We start from the raw sequence: 19,137 nt of genomic DNA on the forward strand, positions 1-19,137 counted from the left end.
TGGGTAGACTGCATATGCAGTTCGATTTCCCAACTGCCCGGTTTAACTTGCACGCGCAGCTTGCCATCGGCTTCAAGGCGGGCAGGTAGGCTGCTATTAAACAAAATAGGGGTAAAGCCATCGAGCAACATCTGCCCCAGTTGTATTTCGCGCTCTTTGCCGCTCACATCCAATTGCAGGCGGGTGCTGATCTTTAGGGGAATACCATCATCCAGTTTGCGAAAAACGCGTACCTGCAAACTGTCTTGCTGCTGGGTTTCCTGCGCATTTTGTGTTGCGGTCAACCAGAGCTGGCTATCGCTTTCGAGCGATGGAGTGGCTACGCTGGTACCGTTGAGTCCCAGCTTGATGATCCCGGAAGTGGATGGGATGCTCAATGTGCGAGGAATGCCGCTCCAGCGGATATGGCCTTGTAATGTGTAGGGGCCGGGAGGCAGGAAAACTTCAGGGGTTCCGGCGCGCTCGCGGATGACTAATTTATCCTGCGCGAGTGAATTGTTGGTATCGCGCAGATTCTGTGGCCAGAATCCTGTACTCCCGGGCAACCTCACCCAAGTGTCGGCAAATGTTTCCACCCGTTGGGTGAACTGAGCGCCGTGTGTATCTGCTTCAATAAGTAGTTCACTGGGCCAGGTGCAGGTGCGCTGGGTATCGTTATACAAAAACGGGCAGTGAATTTCAGGGTGCTTTTTTAAGACCCAGTCTTGCCAGTCTTGCAGAGCTGAAGGAATCTCACCTGCCTGTATATGACTGCCAACAAGCAGCAAAAGGCTGATCAGGACGCGAACAAAGGTGTGCGGCATAACAACTCCCTATGAAAAAATGGCGATGATTATTCGTGTGATTGCAGCTCGCGATTACTGAGATCTGCGCGTTCTGGAGTGGGAGTATAGAGGGAATTTCTGAATCGGCGCTTTAGCAGTTGTTTGAAATTGTGCGCGAACTGATTGAAATGCGGTAGGCGGGCGCGTTGCGGGTGCAGCATCAACAAAAAAGGCCGCAGTTTTCAGCGCGGCCTCTCTTGTTTGTAGCTTTCACAGTGATTACTTTTTAGGTCTTACTTTTTTGGATAGTCGCGTTTCGGGCTGCCAGTGTATTGCTGGCGTGGGCGGCCAATTTTGTAAGGACCACTTACCATTTCATCCCAGTGGGAGTACCAACCTACTGCGCGGCCCAAAGCAAAAATCACGGTAAACATCTCGGTCGGGATACCGATCGCTTTCATGATAATACCGGAATAGAAATCGACGTTAGGATAGAGCTTTTTGGAAATGAAGTATGGATCTTCCAGCGCAATTTGCTCGAGGCGTTTTGCAATTGCCAGCAGTGGATCATTTTCCAAGCCTAATTCTGCGAGAACTTCATCGCAAGTTTGCTTCATTACCTTGGCGCGAGGGTCGAAGTTTTTGTAAACGCGGTGACCAAAGCCCATCAAGCGAAAGCCAGAGGTTTTATCTTTAGCGCGTGCCACACAAGCTTCGATATTTTCCACAGTGCCGATTTCTTCCAGCATCTCCAATACCGCCTCGTTGGCGCCGCCATGGGCAGGGCCCCACAAGGTTGAAATACCAGCAGCGATAGCGGCAAATGGATTGGTGCCTGAAGAGCCGGACAGGCGCACGGTAGATGTCGATGCGTTTTGTTCATGGTCTGCATGCAATACAAAAATACGATCCATGGCCTTGGCAATCGTTTTGCTCACGTTAGGCGCTTTGCCAGCCGTGCCAAAGGTCATGTTCAAATAATTTTCGGCATAGCTCAGGCTGTCATCCGGGGCAATAAACTCTTCGCCCTTTCGGTGTTTGTAAACCATTGCCGACAAGGTTGGCATTTGACCAATCAATCGGTAAGCCGTCAGCTTGCGGCTTTCAGCGTTGGTAATATCGATTTCATCGTTGTATACCGCGGCCAGGGCTGCGACAGCACTACACAAAATCGCCATCGGGTGGGATTCGCGTTTGAAGCTCTTGATGATATTGGCAATGGAGGGATCGACAGCGGAGTGTTTTTTGATCGCGGCAGTAAATTCTTCTTTTTGCGCCGGGGTTGGTAATTCGCCATTTAACAAGAGATAACAAGTTTCGAGATAATCAGAAGAGACAGCCAGTTGTTCAATCGGATAACCGCGGTGGAGCAGCACACCTTCATCGCCATCAATATACGTAATCCTGGATTCGCATGAGGCAGTGGACATAAAGCCTGGGTCAAACGTGAAAAAGCCATTCTTGGTAATACTGGTAACGTCGATAACGTCAGGTCCGATTGTGCTGGCATAAATAGGTAATTCAATTGTCGAATCAATGCCATCAATCGAGAGATGTGCTTTCTTGTCAGTCATTACTGACTCCTGTGCTTACTGATTAAGACCAAAGGCTTGAGAAAAGCATGTTTCGCTCTACTCAACTGATAAAAACTGTAGGTAGCTTTGCGTTAAACAATTAGCTCTACCTTTAATAGCGTCATAGGCCGGCTACGTTTTTTATGGACTAGTCAGCTTCTTGTGGTGGGCTGACGCTGCCGTTTGCGAGCGGCATTATAGATGACTTAATTGTTAAGGCGAAAGTTTTTGGCACATCTCTGGGGCAATTTCTTTTATCTTTTTTGAAAATTTTCGCGTCACCACTGAGTGCTCTTGCGGCGCCACCTCGCTTTGCTGAAAAACCCATCGATACTGCTGCACTTATGTGGAGCGAAAAGTTTAAATATGTCTATTGGTGGTGCATCTATTTTCAAATCTTTTAACGTATTCAATACGTTGCGTAAAAGTATCGTTAAAAGTGGCGTGATATTTTGATGCGCTGCTTTGGCGGGGATTCTGCACGGCTTTTTGTTTGTGTTTCCAGAGGCCAATCTCTATAATGCTGCGCGACTTGCAGGGCGTGTTTCATTTAAGATCATTTTTAAATGATAAAAAATGAAGCGCTTATTCTTAAACCTGCCCGCGATGGGCATAAAGGTGAGATAGACCGTGAACAAGAAAAGACCTGTCAACCTAGATATAGCGACTATTAAACTCCCCATCACTGCCTACGTTTCCATTCTTCATCGTGCTTCCGGTGTTTTCCTTTTTGCAGGCGTAGCTGTTCTTTTATGGATGCTGGATGCCAGTCTTGACTCGCAAGAAGGTTTTAACAGTATTGGCGATCTCGCCGCAAACCCTGTGTGCCAATTTGTTCTTTGGGCAGTGTTGGCGGGCTTGGCGTATCACATGGTGCTCGGCATCCGTCATTTGATTATGGATTTCGGTATCGGTGAGTCTCTCAAAGGTGGTCAAACCGGTGCCAAAATCGCACTGGCTATTGCCATCGTATTGATCGTATTGGCGGGGGTGTGGGTATGGTAACTTCAGTAACCAGTTTTGGGCGCAGCGGCCTTTATGATTGGCTGATCCAGCGCGTCGGTGGTGCCGTTATGGCGGCTTACACCATCTTCATCGTAGCTTATTTGGCTTGCAATCCTGAATTGACTTTCGAACAGTGGCAATCCCTTTACAACCAACTGTGGATGCGTGTTTTTACCCTCGTTACTCTTCTTTCTTTTATATCTCATGCGTGGATCGGTTTGTGGGCAGTGCTGACCGATTATTTAACTACTCGCCTATTAGGCTCCAAAGCGACTTTCCTTCGTATATTCGCACAGATAGTTCTGGGTGCAGTCGCAGTCACCTATCTTGTCTGGGGTATTCAAGTAATTTGGGGTATTAACTAATGGCTAATATGCGCACGATTTCTTTTGACGGTATTGTGGTTGGCGGCGGCGGTGCAGGCATGCGCGCGGCTTTGCAATTGGCGCAATCCGGTTACAAAACAGCAGTAATTACTAAAGTATTCCCAACCCGTTCGCACACTGTATCTGCCCAAGGCGGTATTACTTGTGCGATCGCCAGTGCTGATCCAAATGATGATTGGCGTTGGCACATGTATGACACCATCAAAGGCTCCGACTATATCGGCGACCAAGATGCGATTGAGTACATGTGTTCGGTAGGCCCTGAAGCGGTATTTGAATTGGAGCATATGGGCTTGCCATTCTCCCGTACAGATGAAGGCCGTATCTACCAGCGTCCATTTGGTGGTCAATCTAAAAACTTCGGTGAAGGTGGCCAGGCGGCGCGTACTTGCGCTGCGGCAGACCGTACCGGGCACGCACTGCTCCACACTCTTTACCAAGGCAACCTGAAAAACAAAACCGTATTTCTTAATGAATGGTTTGCAGTTGATTTGGTGAAAAATGAAGACGGCGCAGTGGTTGGTGTTATCGCGATCAATATCGAAGATGGCGAAACAGTTTATGTAAAAGCCAAGGCAACTGTATTGGCAACCGGTGGTGCAGGGCGTATTTATGCCTCTACAACTAATGCTCACATCAACACCGGCGACGGCGTTGGCATGGCGTTGCGCGCTGGCTTCCCGGTGCAAGATATCGAAATGTGGCAGTTCCACCCAACCGGCATCGCCGGTGCCGGTGTATTGGTAACTGAAGGTTGCCGCGGTGAAGGTGGCTATTTGATCAACGCCGATGGCGAGCGCTTTATGGAGCGTTATGCTCCTAATGCGAAAGATCTTGCTGGTCGCGACGTAGTGGCGCGTTCCATGATCCAGGAGATTATTGCTGGTCGTGGTGTAGGTCCTAATAAGGATCACGTATTGCTGAAGCTCGATCACTTGGGTGAAGAAGTGCTCGAGAGTAAATTGCCCGGTATTTGCGAGTTGTCGCGCACCTTCGCACACGTTGACCCTGTATATGCTCCCATCCCTGTAGTTCCAACTTGCCATTATATGATGGGTGGTATTCCTACTAACGTGAATGGGCAAGCGTTGACCGTTGATGCTAATGGAAATGATGTGGTGATTGATGGTTTGTTTGCGTGTGGTGAAGTTGCTTGTGTGTCTGTTCACGGCGCTAACCGTTTGGGCGGCAACTCGTTGCTCGACTTGGTTGTGTTCGGTCGTGCAGCTGGTTTGTACATTGAGAAAGCATTGCGCGAGGGTATTGAGCATCGCGATGCCACGCAATCTGACATCGATAAAGCAATGGCGCGTCTGAACAAAATAAATACATCTAATAGCGGTGAGAGCGCATCAGTACTGCGCAAAGAGTTGCAAACCATTATGCAAAACTTCTTCGGTGTATTCCGTAAAGGTGAGTTTATGCAGAAAGGAATTCAGCAACTGGCTGAGCTGCGCAAGCGTATTGAAAATGTATCTATTACTGACAAGAGCAATGCATTCAATACCGCGCGTATTGAAGCATTGGAATTGCAAAACCTGCTTGAAGTTGCAGAGGCAACGGCGATTGCAGCGGAAGAGCGTAAAGAATCGCGCGGCGCGCACGCGCGTGAAGATTTTGAAGATCGTGACGATGCTAATTGGTTGTGTCACTCCATGTATTTCCCCGTTGATAAGCGTGTTGGCAAGCGTGCGGTAAATTTCAAGCCGCGCACTATGGAAGCTTTCCAACCTAAAAAACGTACCTACTAACAATCGGGAGCAGAAGTCATGTTGAAAGTACAAGTTTATCGCTACAACCCTGATACAGATAATGCGCCCTATATGAAAACCTATGAGCTGGATACTCAGGGTAAAGATTTGATGGTATTGGATGTATTGGAATTACTGAAAGCACAAGACGAAAGTCTTGCTTATCGCCGCTCTTGCCGCGAAGGTGTGTGCGGTTCTGACGGAATGAATATCAATGGTAAAAACGGTTTGGCTTGCATCAAGCCAATTTCCGAGTGCATCAAAAACAATACTTTGATTTTGCGCCCGTTGCCCGGTTTGCCAGTGATTCGTGATCTGGTGGTCGATATGACTCAGTTCTACGATCAATACAAGAAAATTGAGCCATACTTGCAAAACGATACGCCCGCACCAGCAATTGAGCGTTTGCAATCACCTGCAGATCGCGAGAAGCTCGATGGCCTTTATGAGTGTATACTCTGCGCCTGCTGCTCCACCAGCTGTCCATCCTTCTGGTGGAATCCCGATAAATTTATCGGTCCGGCTGGTTTATTACAGGCTTATCGTTTCCTGGCTGATAGCCGCGATTTGGCGACCGAGAAACGACTTGCCAATCTGGATGATCCTTTTAGCGTATTCCGTTGCCATGGTATCCAAAACTGTGTGGCGGTTTGTCCCAAAGGGCTGAACCCGACACGAGCCATCGGCCATATTCGCAATATGTTGTTACAGAGCGCTACCTAAGGTGGCGCTTTTCTGTATCTGAAGCTGGCAAAAATTTGATGACAAAGCGAGCGCTTTGGTGCTCGCTGCGTTGAAAAACTGTTTGTTGTAACCCGGTGTTGCAGCAACTTAAAAGCGGCGTTTTTAATCACAAGTTGAAAGCGTTTGGTAGCTAACCGCTAGTTGATAGCAGGGGATTTGCCTGAGTCCCCAATGATTAAGGTGAGTGGAATGCAAGACAGCATTATGGAGCAATTTTGGAGTACGTCTCATATCTCTGGTGGGAACGCTGCTTATGTCGAAGAGCTCTACGACACATATCTACACAATCCTAATGCCGTTCCTGAAGAATGGCGCAATTACTTCGATCAATTACCACGTATCAACGGTGTGTTGACTCAAGATACTCCCCATTCGGTCATTCGAGCTCAATTCGAGCAATTGGGTAAATCCCGTGTGCGCACCGTTGCCGTTGCAGGTGGCTCGGTTAGTGCTGAGCACGAGCAAAAACAAATCAAGGTAGTACAACTGATCAGTTCTTACCGTTTCCGCGGTCATCAAAAGGCGCAGTTGGATCCTTTGGGGTTGATGAAGCGCGATCCGGTCGCCGATTTGGAATTAGGTTTTCACGGTCTGACCAATGCAGACTTGGATACTGTATTTAATACTGGCAGCTTGTTTATCGGTAAAGAGCAGGCGACCCTGCGTGAAATTGTCGAGGCATTAGAGAAGACCTATTGCGGTCATATCGGTGCCGAGATTATGCACATTACCCCTCTTGCTGAAAAACAATGGTTGCAACAGCGTCTTGAGAGCGTGCGCTCAAATCCTGAATTCAGCAAAGAGCAACGTCTTGCCCTCCTTGAGCGCCTGACCGCGGCGGAAGGCCTTGAGCGTCATCTTGATAGTAAATATCCAGGCACCAAACGTTTCGGCCTTGAAGGTGGCGAAAGTTTTATTCCACTAGTCGATGCTTTGGTAAAACGCGCGGGCACTTACGGCGCAAAAGAAATTGTATTGGGCATGGCTCACCGTGGTCGCCTTAATGCGTTAATTAACGTGTTTGGTAAAAGCCCTGCAGAATTATTTGCAGAATTTGATGGCAAGCGTTCATTGAATACCTCTGGCGATGTGAAATATCACTCAGGTTTTTCCTCCAACGTAATGACTCCTGGTGGTGAACTGCATATGGCGATGGCGTTTAACCCGTCGCATTTAGAAATCGTATCACCCGTGGTTGAGGGGTCTGTGCGCGCTCGGCAGGATCGTCGCAACGACAAAACCGGTGCCAAAGTTGTTCCTATCAATGTGCATGGCGATGCTGCATTTGCAGGCCAAGGCGTGGTGATGGAGACATTCCAAATGTCCCAGACTCGTGCTTATGGCACTGGTGGTACCTTGCACTTGGTGATCAACAATCAGGTGGGATTTACCACCAATAAACGTGAAGATGCACGCTCCACCGAGTACTGCACCGACGTTGCCAAAATGATCGAATGCCCAATTTTCCATGTGAATGGAGATGATCCTGAAGCAGTATTGTTTGTGGCGCAATTGGCGATGGATTATCGCTATGAGTTCAAGAAGGATGTGGTAATCGATTTGGTTTGCTATCGCCGTCGCGGTCACAACGAAACTGACGAACCGTCTGCAACCCAGCCGTTGATGTATCAAATTATCCGCAACCTCAAAACTACGCGCACTCTGTATGCTGATAAATTGGTTGCAGCGGGTCTGCTCAGCCAAGCGGCAGCAGACGAGATGACTACCGTGTATCGCGCAGCCTTGGATCGCGGCGAAAATGTCGCGAGTGGTTTGGTAAGCGAGCCCGATCGCAGCCTGTTTGTAGATTGGTCACCCTATATCGGCCACGATTGGGAGACGCCGGCAGTAACCGGTTGTGAACTCAAAACACTGCAAGCTGCAGCGAATAAAATGTGCGAAATTCCCGATGGGATCGTGCTGCAAAAGCAAGTTGAAAAAATTTACGAAGACCGTCGCAAAATGGCCGCAGGTGCTTTGGCGCTAAATTGGGGTATGGCTGAAACTCTGGCCTATGCGACCTTGGTTGAGCAAGGCTTCCAGGTTCGTATGACTGGCCAGGACGTTGGGCGCGGTACTTTCTCCCATCGCCATGCGGTAATTCACAGCCAGAAAGATGGTTCATCCTATGTGCCACTGGCCAATATGGCACCTGACCAGCCATCGTTTGAACTGTTCGATTCTTATTTGTCAGAAGAGGCGGTATTGGCGTTTGAGTATGGTTACTCGACTACATCGCCAACCGGTTTGGTGATTTGGGAGGCTCAATTCGGTGACTTCGCCAATGGTGCTCAAGTCGTTATCGACCAATTTATTACCAGCGGTGAGCATAAGTGGGGTCGTTTGTGCGGCTTGACCATGTTGCTGCCACACGGTTACGAAGGTCAGGGGCCAGAACACTCGTCTGCGCGTCTTGAACGTTTTATGCAGTTGTGTGCGGAGCACAATATTCAGGTTTGTGTACCGACTACTCCGGCACAGGTCTTTCACATGTTGCGTCGTCAGGCGATTCGCCCGATGCGTCGTCCATTAGTGGTAATGAGTCCGAAATCGTTACTGCGTCATAAATTGGCAACCTCTACGCTGGAAGAGTTGGCCAATGGCAGTTTCCAAAACGTGATTGGCGATAGCACCGTTGAACCGCCCAAAGTTGAGCGGGTAATTTTGTGTAGTGGTAAGGTTTACTACACGCTGCTTGAAGAGCGGACTGCTCGTAAGCAGGAAAACGTGGCATTGATTCGTTTGGAGCAGTTGTATCCATTCCCTGAAGAAGAATTAAAAGCTGCAATGGCACCATTCAAAGGTATTAAAGATATCTTCTGGTGTCAGGAAGAACCTATGAATCAGGGTGCCTGGTATAGCAGCCAACACCATATGCGCCACGTAGTGCAGGGACTGTACGGCAAAGAAATGTATTTGGATTATGTGGGTCGTGATCCATCGGCAGCACCGGCGGGCGGTTATATGTCTGCACACCTTGAAGAAGAAAAACGTTTTGTGAATAAAGCGCTCACTGTGTGAGTGCTTTTACTAACTGATTAATTGATCAAATAATCCTAGCGCTACAGAGAGATGGAATAGCATGAGTATCGAAATCAAAGCCCCTACCTTCCCTGAATCCGTTGCCGATGGCACGGTAGCAACCTGGCACAAAAAACCAGGCGAAGCCGTCAAGCGCGATGAGTTGATCGTTGATATTGAAACCGACAAGGTTGTGTTGGAAGTGGTTGCGCCTGCCGATGGCAGTATCGCTGAAATTATTAAAGGTGAAGGCGACACCGTGTTGAGTAATGAAGTGATTGCCCGCTTTGTTGAAGGTGCGGTAGCGGCAGGTGCTCCTGCAGCAAACACTCCAGCTCCTGCAGCAGCGCCTGTTGCCGCAACCACTGAAAAATTGGTAAATCCTGCTGCACGTAAAATGGCTGAAGAAAACAATGTGAATACTGCTGCTGTTGCTGGCAGTGGTAAAGATGGCCGCGTTACCAAAGAAGATGTTGCCAATCATTTGAAATCAGCACCAGCGGTAAGCGCTCCTGCTGCGCCAGCACCTGTTGCCGCAATCGAAGCGGTAGGTGATCGTGTTGAGAAGCGCGTACCAATGACGCGTTTGCGTAAGCGTATTGCCGAGCGTCTGCTTGAGGCATCCAGCACCACCGCAATGCTGACCACGTTCAATGAAGTGAACATGGCTCCGGTAATGGCACTGCGTGCCAAATACAAAGACCAATTTGAAAAAGCGCACAACGGTTCACGTTTGGGCTTTATGAGTTTCTTTGTAAAAGCCGCTGCTGAGGCGCTGCGTCGTTTCCCTGTGGTAAACGCCTCTATCGACAACAACGATGTTGTGTATCACGGTTACCAGGATATTGGTGTTGCTGTATCGACTGAAAAAGGCTTGGTAGTTCCTGTGTTGCGCAATGCCGAAAATATGAGTCTGGCCACCATCGAAAATACTATCCGCGATTTCGGTCTACGTGCACGCGATGGCAAACTTGGCATTGAAGAAATGTCAGGTGGTACTTTCACTATCACCAATGGTGGTGTGTTTGGTTCGTTGCTCTCCACTCCAATTTTGAATTTGCCGCAATCTGCGATTTTGGGTATGCACAAAATCCAGGAGCGCCCAATGGCGGTGAATGGCAAGGTTGAAATCCTGCCGATGATGTATTTGGCCTTATCTTACGATCACCGTTTGCTGGATGGTAAAGAGGCTGTGCAATTCCTCGTGACTATCAAGGATTTGTTGGAAGATCCTGCGCGCATTCTTTTAGAAATATAAGGTGTTGGAAATCTAATCTGCTTTTTGAAACGCTTCTGGCAACCCAGGAGCGTTTTTATGTGAAGGGTTACTGCTCACAAGGTCGTAGCCGACAGTTAATAATTTAGGAACATTGTTATGTCTGAAAAATTTGATGTGATAGTTATCGGTTCAGGCCCTGCGGGCTATGTTGCCGCCATACGTGCCGCGCAATTAGGTTTGAAAACTGCGTGTGTTGAGAAGTGGAAAAACGAAGAAGGCAAGGGCGTTAATGGCGGTACTTGCTTGAACGTAGGTTGCATTCCTTCTAAAGCATTGCTCGATAGCTCTTACAAATACCACGAAGCCAAGGAGGATTTAGGTCTTCACGGTATTACCACTTCAGGCGTAGAGCTGAATGTTTCTTCGATGATTGCGCGTAAAAATCAAATCATCAAAAATCTGACCGGCGGTATCGCCGGCTTGTTTAAAGCGAACGGTGTTACCAGTCTGTTTGGCACTGGTAAATTACTCGCTGGCAAAAAAGTTGAAGTAACGGACTTTGATGGCAAAGTAACTGTATATGAAGCTGGAAACGTTATTTTGGCTCCGGGTTCCAGCCCAATTAATATTCCACCGGCACCTGTAGATAACGATGTCATTGTTAACTCTACTGGTGCATTGGAATTCACCGAAGTGCCAAAACGTTTGGGTGTAATCGGCGCTGGTGTAATTGGTTTGGAATTGGGGTCCGTTTGGAATCGTTGTGGTTCCAAGGTTACTGTGTTGGAAGCATTGGATAGTTTCCTCGCAATTATGGATCAACAAATTGCAAAAGAAACCCAAAAGATCCTCACCAAACAAGGTTTAGATATCCGCACCAGCTCACGTGTTACCGGTTCAAAAGTGAACGGCAAAGAAGTGACCGTTACCTATTTGGACAAAGAAGGTAAAGAGCAGCAAGAAACGTTTGATAAGTTGATTGTGTGTGTTGGTCGTCGCCCGTTCACCGAAAATCTGTTGGCTGCTGACAGCGGCGTTAATTTGGATGAGCGCGGTTTTATCTTTGTAAACGAACAATGCGAAACTAATGCGCCAGGTGTGTGGGCAATTGGTGACGTAGTGCGTGGCCCGATGTTGGCACACAAAGGTTCGGAAGAAGGTGTGATGGTTGCCGAGCGTATCGCGGGCCAAAAATCACAAATTAATTACGACATTATTCCAAACGTAATTTATACCCACCCGGAAGTTGCTTCAGTGGGTAAAACTGAAGAACAAGTGAAAGCATCGGGTGAACCTTACAACGTTGGTACTTTCCCGTTTGCAGCGTCTGGCCGTGCTATGGCGGCTAATGAAACTCAAGGTTTGGTAAAAATTATTGCTCACGCCGTAACTGATCGCATTCTTGGAGCCCACATTGTTGGCCCAAGCGCTGCAGATCTGGTTCAGCAAGTGGCGATTGCAATGGAGTTCGGTTCCAGTGCGGAAGATTTGGGCATGATGGTGTTTGGTCACCCAACCCTGTCTGAAGCTATCCACGAAGCAGCATTGGCGGTGCATGGTCATGCCATCCACGTAGCCAACAAGAAGAAGCGTTAAGAGAACCATAGAGTCCTCGTTTTTTAGGCGGGGGCGAACTCATAAGGTTCGTCTCCATCGATAACCCAGTTGGCATGTCTATCGATAATTACATGTCCAACCATCGTCAAATGGAACTACACCATGAATTTGCACGAGTATCAGGGTAAGCAACTGTTTGCCCAATATGGTCTGCCTGTTTCTAAAGGCATTGCTGCTGCGACTGTTGAAGAGGCTGTTGCTGCTGCGGATCAAATCGGCGGCGATATGTTCGTCGTTAAAGCTCAGGTTCACGCTGGTGGCCGCGGTAAAGCGGGCGGCGTAAAGCTGGTTAAGAGCAAAGAAGATATCCGCGCTTTCGCTGAAAAGTGGTTGGGCAAGAATCTGGTGACTTATCAAACTGATGAGAAAGGCCAACCAGTAAGCCGCATTTTGGTTGAGACTTGCACCGACATCGCTAAAGAATTGTACTTGGGCGCTGTTGTTGACCGTTCCAGCCGTCGCATTGTATTCATGGCCTCTACCGAAGGTGGTGTAGAGATCGAGAAAGTTGCGCATGACACTCCGGAAAAAATCCTTAAAGTTGCGGTAGATCCGCTGGTAGGTGCACAACCTTTCCAAGGTCGCGACCTGGCTTTCAAGCTCGGTTTGGAAGGTAAGCAAATCAACCAATTCGTTAATATCTTCCTTGGCTTGGCCAAACTCTTCAAAGAGAAAGATTTGGCATTGTTGGAAGTCAACCCGCTGGTAATTACTCCAGAAGGTAACTTGCACTGCCTGGATGCGAAATTGGTAATCGATGGCAATGCTCTGTACCGTCATCCAGAACTGAAAGCAATGCAAGACCCATCACAAGAAGATGCACGTGAAGCTCATGCTGCTGCTTGGGAACTGAACTACGTTGCGCTCGGTGGTGATATCGGTTGCATGGTAAACGGCGCTGGTTTGGCGATGGGTACCATGGACATCGTTAAATTGCACGGTGGCCAACCGGCTAACTTCCTCGACGTAGGTGGTGGTGCGACCAAAGAGCGCGTAGTTGAAGCGTTCAAAATCATTTTGTCTGATGACGCGGTTAAAGCCGTATTCATCAACATCTTTGGCGGTATCGTACGTTGCGACATGATCGCAGAAGGCGTAATCGGTGCGGTTAAAGAAGTAGGCGTAAAAGTACCTGTTGTTGTTCGTCTGCAAGGTAACAATGCTGAATTGGGTGCAAAAGTGTTGGGCGAAAGCGGCCTGAACATTATTGCCGATACCGACTTGACTGGCGCTGCCAAGAAAGTTGTTGCAGCTGCTGCGAATCAATAAGGGGCGAAGAACATGAGCGTTTTAATTAACAAAGACACCAAAGTAATCTGCCAGGGTTTCACCGGCGCGCAAGGTACTTTCCACTCTGAACAAGCGATTGCTTACGGCACCAAAATGGTTGGTGGTGTAACTCCAGGTAAGGGTGGCCAAACTCACCTCGGCCTGCCCGTGTTCAACACTGTTGCTGAAGCAGTAGAAGCGACTGGCGCAACCGCATCAGTTATCTACGTTCCTGCTCCTTTCTGTAAAGACTCTATCCTTGAAGCGGCTAACGGTGGCATCAAGTTGATCGTGTGTATTACTGAAGGTATCCCAACTCTCGATATGCTTGACGCAAAAGTGAAGTGTGACGAGTTGGGCGTGCGTTTGATCGGCCCTAACTGCCCAGGTGTTATCACTCCGGGCGAGTGCAAAATCGGCATCATGCCAGGCCATATCCACAAGCCAGGTAAAGTAGGTATCGTATCGCGTTCAGGTACTTTGACTTATGAAGCGGTTAAGCAAACTACCGATTACGGTTTCGGCCAATCTACTTGCGTAGGTATTGGTGGTGACCCAATCCCAGGCTCCAACTTCATCGATATTCTGAAGTTGTTCCAAGCTGATCCACAAACCGAAGCTATCGTAATGATCGGTGAGATCGGTGGTTCTGCGGAAGAAGAAGCTGCTGCTTACATCAAAGCAAACGTGACCAAACCTGTTGTTTCTTACATCGCGGGTGTAACTGCACCTGCCGGTAAGCGCATGGGTCACGCTGGTGCGATTATTTCTGGCGGTAAAGGTACTGCTGACGAGAAATTCGCTGCACTGGAAGACGCTGGTGTCAAAACCGTTAAGAGCTTGGCCGACATCGGTAAAGCACTGAAAGAAATCACTGGTTGGTAATTTCATCCGGGGAGTTGAAAAAGGCGATCTTCGGATCGCCTTTTTTATTGTCATTTTTCAGTAGATTTTATTTGTACAGATCCAATACTCGACCTTTAGCGTAAAGAAATTACACCTGTTTTCTTGGTTTTTCTATGTTGGCGCTTTGGTGGATTAAACGTGATTTTCGCCTCGATGATAATGCCGCCTTGCATGCCGCGCTTATGCAGTGTGGTCAGGTTATCCCGGTTTTTTTTCTTGAGTCGGATATTTATCTTGCCGAGGATGCATCGGCCTTTCATCTACACGCACAGCTTACTGCCTTGGCTGATCTACAAAATTCACTGCGACTGCGTGGGGCGGAGTTGCTGGTAGTGCGCAGCGATTTGCCACTCGGATTTTCTCTATTAAGACAGCATATTCATTTCACTCATATTTTTTCACACGAAGAAACCGGCGCGGCAGTTACGTTTAAACGTGATATTGCAGTAAAAGAATGGTGTGATACTGAAACCGTTGTTTGGCAAGAGATTCCCCAGTCCGGTGTGGTGCGAGCGTTGCGTTCGCGCGACAATCGTCAACGATATATCGCTGAGCGTTTATTTGAAAGCGATCCGCTAGAGAGCCCCGCAGTTATAGCTCAACCATCGTTGCCCACATTTATCATTAATCAGCGTGATTGTTATCAGATTCCACAATTGCACGAGCTTGCCCCAGAGTTACTTGATGAGCGGATTCAATGGTCAAGTGTACAAGTGGTGAATGAGCGCAGAGCGCAGCGCACACTGGACAGTTTTTTGAGTGATCGCGGCCTTGGCTATCGCGGCGGCATCTCATCGCCCAATAAAGCCTTTTTTTATGGATCACGTCTATCGCCCCATATCGCTTGGGGCACCATTAGTTTACGCCGAATTTTTTCACGCTTACATCAGCGCTTAACCGAGTTGGATGAATTATTAGATGCCGACCCCGATAATAAACTTGCGCTGCGTTGGCACAAAAGTTTGGAAGGTTTTAGTGCCCGTTTATTTTGGCGTGACCATTTTGTACAGCGATTGGAATCGGCGAGTTGGATGGAATCGCGCGCGCTAAACTCTGCCTATGAACAGCTGGAATATTCACAGGATGCAGCGAGGCTAGATGCGTGGATTAATGGCAACACTGGTTTCCCCTTGATCGATGCTTGTATGCGGTGTTTGCAGGCAACGGGGTTTTTAAATTTTCGGATGCGCGCGATGCTGGTAAATTTTGCGTGTTTTGGCTTGCATATCCACTGGCGCGATCTGCAATACCCGCTGGCGCGTTTGTTTACCGATTACGAGCCGGGTATTCATTTTTCCCAAATACAAATGCAAGCGGCGATTGTCGGTATCAACACCATTCGCGTTTATAGTCCGCTCAAGCAGCTGATGGATCAGGATCCTGAATGCCAATTTATCAAGCGTTGGGTACCGGAATTGCGCGGATTCAGTGCAGAGCAAATTGCCTGTCACGAAACAATAACACTGCCTGGTTATCCCGCCCCTTTAGTGAACGCGGAACGTAATATTCGTATCATGAAAGAGCGAATTAGTGCCATACGCAAGAGTGATGAAGGTCAGGAAAGCGCACAGCGCGTATTGGTTAAACATGGCTCGCGCATGAAACAAAAACGAACAGAAAAATTGCACAAATCTGAAGCAAAGGCGCAAGCAGTTACACAAATCGATTTGTTTGGTGCCTAACCTTAACGTGATGCGACACCCGTTAAATTAGCCTACACTCTGAACATGACTGTCAGCGGTAGAGCATGAATATGTTAGAAATCACTGAATACACCAAATTTCTGATCGGCTTGTTGGCGATTGTTGATCCTCTCGGCGCTATCCCGGTTTTTATCGCGCTTACTGTTCACCAAAATAAAGAGCAGCGGCTTAAAACAGCGCGACTCACGGTTGTCTCTGTCTTCTTTGCATTGATGGTCGCACTTTTATTTGGTGAATGGATTCTCTGGGCTTTCGGCATCAGTGTTGATGCGTTTCGCTGCGCGGGGGGCGTAATCCTTTTGCTGATGGGTTTGGGGATGCTGCAATCGCGCGGCCATACACCAGCTGAAATAGAAGCGGCACAAGATGAGACTATCGCATTGGTGCCGCTCACTATGCCGCTGCTTGCAGGGCCTGGCGCGATGAGTGCGGTTATTGTCTATGCTCACCAATCCAGTTCGGTTTCGCATTATGTTGCGGTCACTCTGTGTATCCTGCTCGTGAGTGCCTCTTTAATGCTTTGCTTTAAATTTCTGCCGTGGTTTGCTGAACACTTGAGTAAACGCAGTATCGTGATGTCTACCAGGGTCATGGGGCTATTATTGGTGGCTATTGCAGTGGAATTTATTGCAGGAGGGATCAAAGGGCTGTTTCCACAGCTTGCCACCTAATCGATCCTTGAGTATTTTTTTGGGATAAAAAAGTGTTAATTGCCTATTGCCTGCAAGCATTGCCCCTTATGCTTGTCATGCAAATTTTTAAAACAAAATCTATTGCTGTGTCTGTAGGTGATAAGATTATTTTCCGGTATATGGTCTTCGGTCGCAAAATCCATAATAAATAGAATCCATTAGTGGATATTTATAATTAGAGAATGGCTATGCGCAACATCACCCTGGTTTTGTTCGGTATTTTTCTTTCTTGTGGCCAAGTTGCCAGCGCAGTTACAACCGCTCCCACACCTGAGCAAACGAAACAGACGATGAAAATTGCCAGCCAATTTATGCTGGATAAAGTGAGTTATCGCGGCGGTTTTGTGTGGTCCTATCTTCCCGATCTTTCCAGACAATGGGGCGAGCTAGAGGCGCGCCGCTCCATGATCTGGATGCAACCCCCGGGCACCGCAAGTGTCGGGCACTTATTACTAGATGCCTATCATGCTACAGGCGATGAATTTTATTACACCGCTGCCGAGCGCGTGGCGGGAGCGATTATCTATGCTCAACATCCCAGTGGTGGCTGGAATTATGTGGCGGATTTTGGTGGCGAGGCGGCGCTTAAGGAGTGGTATGCCACCATTGGCAAAAATGCCTGGCGCTTGGAGGAGTTTCAGCATTATTACGGTAATGCGACCTTTGATGATGTTGGTACAGCAGAAGCTGCAAAATTTTTGCTGCGTTTGTATGTTGAGAAACTGGATCCCAAATATCGTCCCGCGCTCGATAAAGCCATCGACTTTATGTTGGCAAGCCAATACCCAATTGGTGGTTGGCCCCAGCGATTTCCGTTAATGCACGATCATCCCTACAAAGATCACCCGGATTATTCATCGTTCATTACATTCAATGATGATGTCGCAGCTGAAAATATTGATTTTCTGTTGATGTGTTATCAGGTCTTGGGCGAGGCGCGCGTACGTGAACCGGTTATTCGCGCGATGAATAGTTTTCTGGTGACACAAATGGGGCAGCCGCAGCCGGGTTGGGCATTGCAGTACACACCAGAATTAGTTCCTGCAGGTGCACGCTCATATGAGCCTAAATCCTTGCATACACCAACAACGGCAGAAAATATCCAGCAACTCATCAAATTTTATCGCATGACAGGTGAAACAAAATTTCTTGCGCGAATTCCGGAAGCGCTAGCCTGGTTGGATAGTGTGAAATTATCGAGCAAGTCCAAATACGAAGGGCGTAGTCATCCGTCGTTTATTGAGCTGGGGACGAATAAACCTTTGTTTACCCACCGGCGTGGCGCAAATGTGAGTAACGGTGAATATTATGTCGATTACACACCGGGCAACATGCTGGCACACTACAAATCAGCCAGCACAATTGATTTGCCAAAACTGCGCGCTGCTTATCAAGATGCGTTGGCACTGAAGCCGGAAGAGGTGGCTATAAACTCGCCTTTAAAGGCGATGACTAATATTGCGTTACCCAAATATTTCACTCTCGGAAAAGTGAGCGTGTCGGATTTGAATGTTCGGGCGCAAAAAACATCTGAAACAAACAATCTTACTGAGCAAGCGGCTGAATTGATTGCAGCGCTCAATCACCAAGGTTATTGGCCAACGCCACTTTATTACACGACCAACCCTTACAAAGGCACCGCACCGATTACCCAAGTTACCAACGATTATGCTGCTACTATGGTCGGCGATGATTGGGATACATCCCCTTATCCAGTAGATGATCCCATCATGGGGATTTCCACAGGCGCCTACATCAAGAATATGGGTGTACTTATTCAGTATCTACAATAGAAATCTGTGCAATAGGCTCATTTGTTGCAGATCAATTTCTGTTCATAATGGCGTAATACTTTATTTTTCACACAAAATGTGGAAAATTGCGCGCCAATTTCCATTCTCACCCCACGTATTGATCAGTCAATAATTACCTGTGGGGTTGTTGTTTTCCCGTGCGGAAAACGGTTAATTACATAGGACGGAACTATTTTGAATAATGTAGAGCAATCAAATTTCTGGTCTGCGCGCCTATCGGCTGATCTTTATGGCATCGATGAGTGGAGTAGCGGTTATTTTGGTGTGTCACCGCAGGGTGATGTTGTGGTGCGTGCACCAACGCCTGAAGGAGAAACTAGTGTTTCGCTGATGGAAATCGTTGATGGTTTGCAACAGCGTGGCTTGCAGATGCCAGTGCTATTGCGCCTTGAAAATATTGTCGATTCGCGCATCAGTATTCTCAACGATTCGTTTGCGCATGCAATAGAATCGAGCGGCTATCGCGGCCAGTACCGCGGTGCATTTCCAATTAAAGTTAATCAGCAAAAACATGTGATTGCCGAAATCGCACGTTTTGGTGAACGTTACAATCATGGTCTTGAAGCGGGCAGCAAAGCGGAATTAATGATTGCTCTGGCGACGATTACCAATCGTGAAAGTATAATAATTTGCAACGGCTACAAAGATGCTGAATTTATTTCGCTTGGTTTG

The 19,137-nt window shown here is 47.9% G+C and carries 14 protein-coding genes and 1 pseudogene; 13 read left to right on the forward strand and 2 right to left on the reverse strand.

Annotation, left to right across the window (positions count from 1 at the left end; all coding sequences use genetic code 11):
* Both ACWA6V_RS03600 and ACWA6V_RS03605 read right to left on the reverse strand, forming a co-directional pair.
* On the reverse strand, positions 1 to 803 hold an 803-nt coding region (locus ACWA6V_RS03600), incomplete at its 3' end, for a hypothetical protein (RefSeq protein WP_449521218.1).
* 254 nt (positions 804 to 1,057) lie between these two features.
* The gene (locus ACWA6V_RS03605) at positions 1,058 to 2,338 is read right to left on the reverse strand and encodes a citrate synthase (RefSeq protein ID WP_449521219.1); all 1,281 of its coding nucleotides are present in this window, start codon (positions 2,336 to 2,338) and stop codon (positions 1,058 to 1,060) included.
* 630 nt (positions 2,339 to 2,968) lie between these two features.
* Here ACWA6V_RS03605 and sdhC point away from each other — a divergent pair.
* The 13 genes and pseudogenes from sdhC to ACWA6V_RS03670 form a co-directional block, all read left to right on the forward strand.
* On the forward strand, positions 2,969 to 3,343 hold the full coding sequence (sdhC, locus tag ACWA6V_RS03610) for a succinate dehydrogenase, cytochrome b556 subunit (protein ID WP_449521220.1): 375 nt from the start codon (positions 2,969 to 2,971) through the stop codon (positions 3,341 to 3,343).
* Positions 3,337 to 3,708 (forward strand): succinate dehydrogenase, hydrophobic membrane anchor protein, encoded by a 372-nt coding sequence (gene sdhD, locus ACWA6V_RS03615; RefSeq protein WP_449521221.1) that lies wholly within the window; start codon positions 3,337 to 3,339, stop codon positions 3,706 to 3,708. Before sdhC ends, sdhD begins: the two co-directional genes overlap by 7 nt.
* Positions 3,708 to 5,480 carry a succinate dehydrogenase flavoprotein subunit gene (sdhA, locus tag ACWA6V_RS03620; RefSeq protein ID WP_449521222.1) on the forward strand — a complete coding sequence of 591 codons (1,773 nt, stop codon included), beginning with the start codon at positions 3,708 to 3,710 and terminating at the stop codon, positions 5,478 to 5,480. Before sdhD ends, sdhA begins: the two co-directional genes overlap by 1 nt.
* A gap of 18 nt (positions 5,481 to 5,498) precedes the next feature.
* A complete protein-coding gene (locus tag ACWA6V_RS03625) occupies positions 5,499 to 6,203 on the forward strand; it encodes a succinate dehydrogenase iron-sulfur subunit (RefSeq protein WP_310069859.1) in 705 nt (234 codons plus the stop codon).
* Positions 6,204 to 6,413: 210 nt separating this feature from the next.
* Positions 6,414 to 9,245 (forward strand): 2-oxoglutarate dehydrogenase E1 component, encoded by a 2,832-nt coding sequence (locus tag ACWA6V_RS03630; protein ID WP_449521223.1) that lies wholly within the window; start codon positions 6,414 to 6,416, stop codon positions 9,243 to 9,245.
* Between the two features lie 61 nt (positions 9,246 to 9,306).
* Complete coding sequence (gene odhB, locus ACWA6V_RS03635) at positions 9,307 to 10,503, forward strand: 2-oxoglutarate dehydrogenase complex dihydrolipoyllysine-residue succinyltransferase (protein WP_449521224.1); 1,197 nt, start codon at positions 9,307 to 9,309, stop codon at positions 10,501 to 10,503.
* Between the two features lie 117 nt (positions 10,504 to 10,620).
* Positions 10,621 to 12,060, forward strand: a complete 1,440-nt coding sequence (gene lpdA / locus ACWA6V_RS03640; RefSeq protein WP_449521225.1) for a dihydrolipoyl dehydrogenase — start codon at positions 10,621 to 10,623, stop codon at positions 12,058 to 12,060.
* Positions 12,061 to 12,183: 123 nt separating this feature from the next.
* On the forward strand, positions 12,184 to 13,350 hold the full coding sequence (gene sucC / locus ACWA6V_RS03645; protein WP_151057411.1) for an ADP-forming succinate--CoA ligase subunit beta: 1,167 nt from the start codon (positions 12,184 to 12,186) through the stop codon (positions 13,348 to 13,350).
* 12 nt (positions 13,351 to 13,362) lie between these two features.
* The gene (gene sucD, locus ACWA6V_RS03650; RefSeq protein ID WP_133682474.1) at positions 13,363 to 14,235 is read left to right on the forward strand and encodes a succinate--CoA ligase subunit alpha; all 873 of its coding nucleotides are present in this window, start codon (positions 13,363 to 13,365) and stop codon (positions 14,233 to 14,235) included.
* Between the two features lie 134 nt (positions 14,236 to 14,369).
* A complete protein-coding gene (locus ACWA6V_RS03655) occupies positions 14,370 to 15,938 on the forward strand; it encodes an FAD-binding domain-containing protein (RefSeq protein ID WP_449521226.1) in 1,569 nt (522 codons plus the stop codon).
* 65 nt (positions 15,939 to 16,003) lie between these two features.
* On the forward strand, positions 16,004 to 16,630 hold the full coding sequence (locus ACWA6V_RS03660) for an NAAT family transporter (RefSeq protein WP_449521227.1): 627 nt from the start codon (positions 16,004 to 16,006) through the stop codon (positions 16,628 to 16,630).
* 209 nt (positions 16,631 to 16,839) lie between these two features.
* Positions 16,840 to 18,444: a pectate lyase gene (locus ACWA6V_RS03665; protein ID WP_449521228.1), complete on the forward strand. Its 1,605-nt coding sequence runs from the start codon at positions 16,840 to 16,842 to the stop codon at positions 18,442 to 18,444.
* 195 nt (positions 18,445 to 18,639) lie between these two features.
* A pseudogene (locus tag ACWA6V_RS03670) lies at positions 18,640 to 19,137 on the forward strand (biosynthetic arginine decarboxylase); the annotation flags it as partial.

This window comes from Cellvibrio sp., from assembly GCF_053579595.1.

Bases quoted from the DNA above. Each gene is read 5' to 3' on its own strand.
- ACWA6V_RS03605 (WP_449521219.1), bottom strand. From the start codon at position 2,338: ATGACTGACAAGAAAGCACATCTCTCGATTGATGGCATTGATTCGACA.
- sdhD (WP_449521221.1), top strand. From the start codon at position 3,337: ATGGTAACTTCAGTAACCAGTTTTGGGCGCAGCGGCCTTTATGATTGG.
- sdhA (WP_449521222.1), top strand. From the start codon at position 3,708: ATGGCTAATATGCGCACGATTTCTTTTGACGGTATTGTGGTTGGCGGC.
- ACWA6V_RS03625 (WP_310069859.1), top strand. From the start codon at position 5,499: ATGTTGAAAGTACAAGTTTATCGCTACAACCCTGATACAGATAATGCG.
- ACWA6V_RS03630 (WP_449521223.1), top strand. From the start codon at position 6,414: ATGCAAGACAGCATTATGGAGCAATTTTGGAGTACGTCTCATATCTCT.
- odhB (WP_449521224.1), top strand. From the start codon at position 9,307: ATGAGTATCGAAATCAAAGCCCCTACCTTCCCTGAATCCGTTGCCGAT.
- lpdA (WP_449521225.1), top strand. From the start codon at position 10,621: ATGTCTGAAAAATTTGATGTGATAGTTATCGGTTCAGGCCCTGCGGGC.
- sucC (WP_151057411.1), top strand. From the start codon at position 12,184: ATGAATTTGCACGAGTATCAGGGTAAGCAACTGTTTGCCCAATATGGT.
- sucD (WP_133682474.1), top strand. From the start codon at position 13,363: ATGAGCGTTTTAATTAACAAAGACACCAAAGTAATCTGCCAGGGTTTC.
- ACWA6V_RS03655 (WP_449521226.1), top strand. From the start codon at position 14,370: ATGTTGGCGCTTTGGTGGATTAAACGTGATTTTCGCCTCGATGATAAT.
- ACWA6V_RS03660 (WP_449521227.1), top strand. From the start codon at position 16,004: ATGAATATGTTAGAAATCACTGAATACACCAAATTTCTGATCGGCTTG.
- ACWA6V_RS03665 (WP_449521228.1), top strand. From the start codon at position 16,840: ATGCGCAACATCACCCTGGTTTTGTTCGGTATTTTTCTTTCTTGTGGC.